At 52.6% G+C, this 1,371-nt stretch carries 2 protein-coding genes; both read left to right on the plus strand.

The annotated features are described in order from the left end of the window. On the plus strand, positions 1-975 hold a 975-nt coding region (trpB, locus tag F8N00_RS17960), incomplete at its 5' end, for a tryptophan synthase subunit beta (protein WP_421018742.1). Continuing rightward, the coding region (trpA, locus tag F8N00_RS17965) for a tryptophan synthase subunit alpha (protein ID WP_421018743.1) at positions 975-1,371 on the plus strand (397 nt) is incomplete at its 3' end. The genes trpB and trpA, both read left to right, overlap by 1 nt.

The raw sequence follows: 1,371 nt of genomic DNA on the forward strand, positions 1-1,371 counted from the left end.
GTGGGCTCGGAGATGTGTATAAGAGACAGGAACCATACCGGTGCCCATAAAATCAACAATACGATCGGTCAAGCGTTACTGGCTGAACGGATGGGGAAACGAAAAATCGTTGCTGAGACAGGGGCAGGACAACACGGTGTCGCGACAGCGACGGTCTGTGCCTTACTCGATCTCGAATGTGTCATCTTCATGGGAGAAGAGGACGTCCGTCGTCAAGAATTGAACGTCTTCCGGATGGAGTTACTTGGAGCAACCGTCATCCCAGTCACACAAGGCAGTCGGACACTCAAAGATGCCGTCAATGAAGCACTCCGCTACTGGGTCAAACATGTCGAAGATACGCATTACTTGATGGGTTCTGTTCTCGGACCACACCCATTCCCACAACTCGTCCGTGATTTCCAAGCAGTCATCGGAAAAGAGACACGACGCCAAATCATCGAAAAAGAGGGTCGTCTGCCAGAGGCGATCGTCGCTTGTGTCGGCGGTGGTAGTAACGCAATCGGGATGTTCCATCCGTTCATCGATGATACAGATGTAAAATTGTATGGCATTGAAGCGGCGGGAAGCGGAATCGACACAGAGAAACACGCAGCGACGATGACAAAAGGAGAGGTCGGTGTCTTGCATGGCTCGATGATGTATCTCTTACAGGATGCACACGGTCAAGTACAAGAAGCGCACTCGATCTCAGCTGGACTCGATTACCCGGGTGTCGGTCCGGAGCATAGCTTGCTAAAAGATATCGGTCGCGTCCAATATGAAGCGGTGACCGATGAACAAGCACTCGAAGCACTCCAGTTGTTGAGCCGCAAGGAGGGAATCATCCCGGCACTTGAGTCGGCACACGCGATTGCCTACGCGACTCAACTCGCGGCAGAGATGGACAAGGAAGAGATTCTCGTCATCTGCTTATCAGGACGGGGCGATAAAGACGTCGTCACTGTCAGAAACGCACTAAAGGGGGAAGCGTGATGCGATTAGAAACAGCCATTCGTACCGTTACGAGCCAAGGGGAGAAAGCCTTCATTCCGTACGTCATGGGGGGAGACGGAGGGATTGATCAACTCCCGGAAATCCTGTCGTTTCTCGCTGAATCCGGAGCGACAGCGATTGAAGTCGGTGTTCCGTTTTCGGATCCTGTCGCTGACGGTCCAGTCATTCAAGAAGCGGGACTTCGGGCACTAGAAGCGAACGTTGGACTGAAGGATGTCCTCGAGGCAGTTCGCGTTGCTCGTCAGACCGTCGATGTTCCTGTCGTCTTGATGACGTACTTAAATCCGATTTTCCGCTACGGATTAACGGCGTTTCTAGCGACATGTCGCAAAGTCGGGGTCGATGGACTGATCATTCCTGATTTGCCGCTTGAGC

It is taken from the genome of Exiguobacterium sp. A1_3_1 (assembly GCF_048985645.1).
Lineage (GTDB): Bacteria > Bacillota > Bacilli > Exiguobacteriales > Exiguobacteriaceae > Exiguobacterium_A > Exiguobacterium_A indicum.